General features: G+C 43.0%; 5 protein-coding genes. All 5 read left to right on the plus strand.

The features are described 5' to 3' along the window. The first annotated feature begins 54 nt into the window (after positions 1–54). The 5 genes from GMA13_RS05895 (at position 55) to groL (ending at position 6,457) form a co-directional block, all read left to right on the plus strand. Positions 55–969 (plus strand): hypothetical protein, encoded by a 915-nt coding sequence (locus GMA13_RS05895; protein ID WP_255883534.1) that lies wholly within the window; start codon positions 55–57, stop codon positions 967–969. Between the two features lie 274 nt (positions 970–1,243). Further along, the gene (locus GMA13_RS05900; RefSeq protein ID WP_255883533.1) at positions 1,244–3,010 is read left to right on the plus strand and encodes a phosphoenolpyruvate carboxykinase (GTP); all 1,767 of its coding nucleotides are present in this window, start codon (positions 1,244–1,246) and stop codon (positions 3,008–3,010) included. A 121-nt stretch (positions 3,011–3,131) separates the two neighbouring features. After that, positions 3,132–4,256 (plus strand): class I SAM-dependent RNA methyltransferase, encoded by a 1,125-nt coding sequence (locus GMA13_RS05905; protein ID WP_255883532.1) that lies wholly within the window; start codon positions 3,132–3,134, stop codon positions 4,254–4,256. Between the two features lie 255 nt (positions 4,257–4,511). After that, complete coding sequence (groES, locus tag GMA13_RS05910) at positions 4,512–4,796, plus strand: co-chaperone GroES (protein WP_255883531.1); 285 nt, start codon at positions 4,512–4,514, stop codon at positions 4,794–4,796. A 35-nt stretch (positions 4,797–4,831) separates the two neighbouring features. Further along, a complete protein-coding gene (gene groL, locus GMA13_RS05915; RefSeq protein WP_255883530.1) occupies positions 4,832–6,457 on the plus strand; it encodes a chaperonin GroEL in 1,626 nt (541 codons plus the stop codon). The last annotated feature ends 133 nt before the right edge of the window (positions 6,458–6,590 follow it).

Below are 6,590 nucleotides of genomic sequence, written 5' to 3' on the forward strand. Positions count from 1 at the left end.
ATAAAATGTTATCGACATTTTTAACAAAGACGCTTATTGGAAAGGAATTTAAAAATGAATAAAGAAAAGAAAAAGTTTTCGGGTATATTTCAAAAGTATATGCATGCAATTCCGCAGCTTGTGCTGTCAAACCTGATGTTTGCAGTTCCTATGGCAATCTCTTTTGGGCTTGTGTGGTTGATAGAGAGCTTTACGGCGCAGGTCGTTTTTATACAGTTTTTGCCTATATTTCTGTTAATGCCGTTTTACTGCGGACTTTGCAAGGTGTCAAAGGACATAATAATCGGCAAGGAGGTCAAGGGAGTCAGGGGTTTTTTTAAGGCGGTTAAGGCAAACCTTAAATTCTCAATTATTCATGGCTTTATTTTTTACATAGTCGCTATGGCTGACTATTTTGCTTTGCTGTTCTATTATCAGGCAGGAACGTACAACGGCGCTATGTATATTGTTTTCGGTCTGTGCCTCGTCGTTGCAATTTTAAGTCTGTTCTGCTTTTTTTATGTGCCTATTATTACGGTTACTCTCGATATCCGCTTTAAGCATATTTACAAAAACGCAGCGCTTATGTCAGTCGGCGAGCTTCCAAAGAATCTGCTTGCTCTGTTTGCTTGTGTTGCCTGCATAGCAATCGTGACCACGCTGTTCTCTTTTACAGGCAGCTTTATCGGTGCGTTTGTATTTGTAATTTTGTTGCTTATTTTTATTCTTCCCGTGACGGTGGCTTATTTCATAACAGCTATCCTTTATCCATCAATAGATAAGCTCCTTGTTGAAAAGGGCGGAAAAAACCTCAAAGAAAAAAACAATTCCGAAAGTGCAAACAGGCGTGAACTTTTGATTGCTCAGCTTGAGGAGAATCCGATTGATCCGTCAATACTTGAGGGTGACGAAAACGAGCTTGTGTTCTATGACGGCAAGATGATAAAAAGAGCAAAGCTGATTGAAATTTATAAATCTGCAAACCAATAATTATCAAAGCGTAGCCGAAGCTGCGCTTTTTCTTTGTGATTATAAATATTTCAAAAGCAATTTGACAAATATTCAGATAAAATATTGCAAATAGGGTTGCTGCAAGGTTTGAAAATTACTGAATTTGCAGGAAAAGAACAACTGCTATTCATTATGACGGAAAAATAACCGTTAATTGACAAGAAATTAACAATTTATCCATTGCTTATTTTTAGCAAATGTATTATAATAATATCAAATAAACCCACAAAGGGTTGAAAGGGGATATTTCATCATGACAACCAATAAATCAGTTCTTGCTTGGGTCGACGAAATGAAGAACCTCCTCACTCCTGACGAGGTAGTATGGATTGACGGCTCACAGCAGCAGATCGACGATCTTCGTGCTCAGGCTTGCAAAACAGGCGAGCTTATTAAGCTTAATGAAGAAAAGCTTCCTGATTGCTATCTTCACAGAACAAAGGAAAACGATGTAGCCCGTGTTGAGGGCAGAACATTCATCTGCTCAAGAAAAGAAGAGGACGCAGGCCCGACAAACAACTGGAAGGACCCGCAGGAAGCATACAAGATGCTCTTTGACATTGCAAGAGGCAGCTATAAGGGCAAGACAATGTATGTTATCCCTTACTCAATGGGACCGGTTGGTTCACCGCTTGCACAGATTGGTTACGAGGTAACAGACTCAATATATGTTGTCCTCAATATGTCAATTATGACTCGTGTTGGACAGGCTGTTGAGGATGTACTCGGTGACAGCGAAAATTGGATAAAGGGTCTTCACGCTTGCTGCAATATTGACCCTGAGAACAGATATATCTGCCACTTCCCGGAGGATAACTATATTATTTCCGTTAACTCAGCATACGGCGGAAACGTACTCCTCGGTAAAAAGTGCTTCGCTCTTAGAATTGCTTCATATCTCGGCAAGAATGACGAGTGGATGGCAGAGCATATGCTTATCCTCGGTATTGAAAACCCGAAGGGTGAGGTTAAGTATGTAAGTGCAGCTTTCCCGTCAGCTTGCGGCAAGACAAACCTTGCAATGCTCATTCCGCCGGAAGGATACAGAGAGAAGGGCTACAAGGTATGGTGTGTTGGCGACGATATCGCTTGGATGCGTAAGGGACCGGACGGCAGACTTTGGGCTATCAACCCTGAAAACGGCTTCTTCGGTGTTGCACCTGGTACAAACGAGAAGTCAAACCCGAATGCTCTTGCTTCAACAAGAAAAGGCACAATCTTTACAAACGTAGCTCTCAACACTGACGATATGACAGTTTGGTGGGAGGGTCTTGACAAGAACCCGCCTGAGAATGCAATAGACTGGAAGGGCAATCCCTGGAACGGCAAAACATCAACAGAGAAGGGCGCTCACCCGAACAGCCGTTTCACAGCACCTGCCCAGAACTGTCCGTGCATCAGCTCTGAGTTCAACAGCACATCAGGTGTTCCGATTTCAGCTATTATCTTCGGCGGCAGACGTGCTCAGACAACTCCGCTTGTATATCAGTCAAGAGATTGGGATAACGGTGTATTCGTTGGCTCAATTATGGCTTCGGAAACTACAGCGGCAGCAACAGGTGCAGTAGGCGTTGTTCGCCGTGACCCAATGGCTATGCTCCCGTTCTGTGGTTATCATATGGGTGACTATTTCGGCCACTGGTTTGAAATGGGCGAAATCCTCGGCGACAAGGCTCCGAAGATTTTCAATGTTAACTGGTTCCGTCTTGATGACGAGGGTCACTTCCTCTGGCCTGGTTTTGGCGACAACTTCCGTGTTCTTGAGTGGATTATCAAGAGATGTGAGGGAGAGGCTGAAGCTCAGGAAACAGCAATCGGCTATGTTCCGCATGCTGACGATATCAACCTTGAAGGACTTGATATGGACAAGAAGGTTCTTGAAGATATCCTCTATGTTGACAACGAAAAGTGGTCAAAGGAAGCAGAGGGAATCGAGGAATTCTACAAGAAGTTTGGCGATAAGCTTCCGCAGAAGCTCGCAGATCAGCTTGCAGCTCTTAAGGAAAGACTTGCTAAATAATCTTAATATAGGTTTTACTTCGGGCTGCCGCAATGGCAGCCCGTTTTTGTGTCTGACTTAAGTTGACTAACTTCTTCTGAAAATGGTATTATATACATATATTTTTTAAGGTTGTGTGATTATGACAGATAAAATAAAGCTTGCTGCACTTTGTATATTCGGAACAGAGGGTATAACTGCGGGAGAGCTGCGCCGTATGGGTGCAACAGGCGTTGAAGCGGAAAACGGCAGAGTAGTGTTTGACTATTCACCGCAAATGCTTGTCAGAGCGAATCTCAGGTGCCGCTACTGCGAGAGAATTATGCTTTTGCTTAAGGTGTTTAGGGCAACAGATTTCGAGAGTCTGTATCAGAATATAAAATCAATCCCATGGGAAGAAATTGTTGTTGATAACGGGCAGTTTCCTGTAAATGGCAGCAGCCTGAGTTCTAAGCTTAAAAGTGTTCCTGGGTGCCAGAAAATTATAAAAAAGGCGGTTGCCGACAGGATAATGAGTGTACGAAAAATATCTCATTGTGCGGAAAGCGGTGCGCTTTATCGGATTCATTTTGTTGCAATAAAGGATACATTCTCTATTATGGTTGACACAAGTGGCGAGGGGCTGCATAAAAGAGGCTACCGTGCTCAGTCTATGGAAGCACCAATAAAGGAAACGCTTGCAGCGGTTATGTCGGATTTAGCAGTTGTAAAGTCTAATCATACTGTTGTTGATCCAACATGCGGCTCCGGAACGCTTTTAATTGAAGCGGCATTGAAGGCTAAAAATATAGCACCGGGTCTGCACAGAACCTTTGCGTGTGAGAAGTGGAGCCAAATAGACAAAGCTGTATGGCAGGCGGAACGCAGGCTTGCTGTTGATGGCATAATTACAGAGTGCGAATTTGTCGGCTACGGCTATGATATTGACGAGAATGCAATTGCCCTTGCTAAGGAAAACGCAGAAAAGGCAGGAGTAGGCTCTCTGCTTCATTTTGAGCTCAGGGATATAAAGGACTATAAGGATACATTTGAACGCTGTACGGTCTTGTGTAACCCGCCTTACGGCGAAAGACTCCTCGACTATGAAAAGGCAAGGGAGATATACAAAGTTATGGGTAAGAAATTTGTCAGAGGAAAGGGAAAAAGTTATACAATTATTTCACCGGATGATGAGTTTGAAAAGCATTTTGGTTCACCTGCCGACAAGCGCCGCAAAATATATAACGGCAAGCTGAAATGCCAGATATATATGTATTATAAAGCTTAATGCAATAATATACTGCTGTAAAGCTGTGTTGACACGTAAAATGCCCGATATACTCGGCTGGATTTTGCTGTTGCTTTGCGGCAGTTTTATCTTTTAGAATCATCCAAATATGCCCAAATTGTAAAGAAATTATTAAAAAAGGAAAAAAAGACAAAATACGCTTGATTTTTCTAAAAAATGGTATATAATAATTTTAGCACTCAAGGATTGAGAGTGCTAAAACAAAAACGAAAATTTGCTAAGGAGGCAATTGATATGACTATTAAGCCATTACTTGACAGAGTAGTATTAAAGATGGAAGAAGCTGAGGAAACAACAAAGAGCGGTATCGTTCTTGCAGGTTCGGCAAAGGAGAAGCCGCAGTTTGCAACAATTGTTGCAGTAGGTCCCGGCGGAGTTGTTGAAGGCAAGGAGGTAACGATGTACGTTAAGGTTGGCGACAAGGTTATCACAAGCAAATATTCCGGCACAGAGGTAAAGCTTGACGGTGAGGAATACACAATTGTTCGTCAGGCAGATATTCTTGCAGTAGTAGAATAAGGTATTGATATATTAATTAACGGGAGGAATTTATTATGGCAAAGCAGATAGCATACGGTGAAGATGCAAGAAAGGCTCTTATGAGCGGTATCGACCAGCTTGCAGACACAGTTAAAATAACACTTGGTCCTAAGGGCAGAAACGTAGTTCTTGATAAAAAGTTCGGCGCTCCGCTTATTACAAACGACGGCGTAACAATTGCAAAGGAAATTGAGCTTGACGACCCGTTTGAGAATATGGGTGCACAGCTTGTAAAAGAGGTTTCCATCAAGACAAACGATGTGGCAGGCGACGGTACAACAACGGCTACACTTCTTGCACAGGCTCTTATCCGTGAGGGTATGAAGAACGTAACAGCAGGCGCAAACCCGATGGTTCTCAAAAGAGGAATCCAGAAAGCTGTTGACAAGGCTGTTGAAACTATCATTAACAATTCAAAGAAAGTAAGCGGAACTGAGGATATTGCAAGGGTTGCCACAATTTCTTCTGCTGACGAATATATCGGTAGCCTTATAGCAGAGGCAATGGAGAAGGTTAGCAATGACGGCGTTATCACTGTTGAAGAGTCCAAGACAGCTGAAACATATTCAGAGGTTGTTGAGGGTATGATGTTCGACAGAGGTTACATTGCACCGTATATGGTAACAGACACCGAGAAAATGGTTGCAGAGCTTGATGACCCGTATATTCTTATCACAGATAAGAAAATTTCAAATATTCAGGAGATTCTCCCTGTTCTTGAGCAGATTGTTCAGGCAGGCAAAAAGCTCCTTCTTATTGCTGAGGACGTTGAGGGCGAGGCTCTTACTACTCTCGTACTCAATAAAATCAGAGGTACATTCACCTGTGTTGCTGTTAAGGCTCCGGGCTTTGGCGACAGAAGAAAGGAAATGCTTCAGGATATTGCAATTCTTACAGGCGGTCAGGTTATCTCGTCAGATATGGGTCTTGAGCTTAAGGACACAACAATTGACCAACTCGGCAGAGCAAGACAGGTTAAGGTTGACAAAGAGAATACAATCATTGTTGACGGCGCAGGCAACAGTGACGATATTAAGGCAAGATGCGGTCAAATCAGGTCACAGATTGAGAATACAACATCTGATTTTGACAGAGAAAAGCTTCAGGAAAGACTTGCAAAGCTTGCAGGCGGCGTAGCAGTTATCAAGGTTGGTGCAGCTACTGAGATAGAGATGAAGGAGAAGAAGCTTCGCATTGAGGATGCTCTTGCAGCTACTAAGGCAGCCGTAGAGGAAGGTATAGTAGCAGGCGGCGGCATTGCTCTTATCAACGCTATTCCTGCTGTTGCTGAGCTTGCAGCACAGTCAGAAGGTGACGAGAAGACAGGCGTTAATATCGTGCTTAAGGCACTTGAAGAGCCGCTGCGTCAGATTGCTGCAAACGCAGGTCTTGAGGGCAGCGTTATTGCTGAGAATGTAAAGAACGCAGACAAGGTTGGCTACGGCTTCAATGCTAAGGATGAGGTTTACACCGATATGATTTCAGCCGGTATTGTTGACCCAACAAAGGTAACACGTTCTGCTCTCCAGAATGCAGCTTCAGTTGCTTCAATGGTTTTGACAACAGAATCGCTTGTAACAGACATCAAAGAGCCTGCTCCGGCAGCTCCGGCAGCTCCTGATATGGGCGGAATGTATTAATATATTAATTCTGATTAAAATATCCCTAAACGGTTTTTATGAACAAGTCCGTAAAAAATGGACAATAGAAAAAAGACCCCTCTTGATGTAGAATATACATCAGGAGGGATATTTTTATGCCAAGAAGTTATCG

Source organism: Ruminococcus sp. zg-924 (genome assembly GCF_024433635.1).
In the GTDB taxonomy this organism is placed as follows: Bacteria; Bacillota; Clostridia; order Oscillospirales; family Acutalibacteraceae; genus UBA7067.

Excerpts from the sequence above, each read along its gene's own strand:
- GMA13_RS05895 (WP_255883534.1), top strand. The coding sequence starts at position 55 with ATGAATAAAGAAAAGAAAAAGTTTTCGGGTATATTTCAAAAGTATATG.
- groES (WP_255883531.1), top strand. The coding sequence starts at position 4,512 with ATGACTATTAAGCCATTACTTGACAGAGTAGTATTAAAGATGGAAGAA.
- groL (WP_255883530.1), top strand. The coding sequence starts at position 4,832 with ATGGCAAAGCAGATAGCATACGGTGAAGATGCAAGAAAGGCTCTTATG.
- GMA13_RS05900 (WP_255883533.1), top strand. The coding sequence starts at position 1,244 with ATGACAACCAATAAATCAGTTCTTGCTTGGGTCGACGAAATGAAGAAC.
- GMA13_RS05905 (WP_255883532.1), top strand. The coding sequence starts at position 3,132 with ATGACAGATAAAATAAAGCTTGCTGCACTTTGTATATTCGGAACAGAG.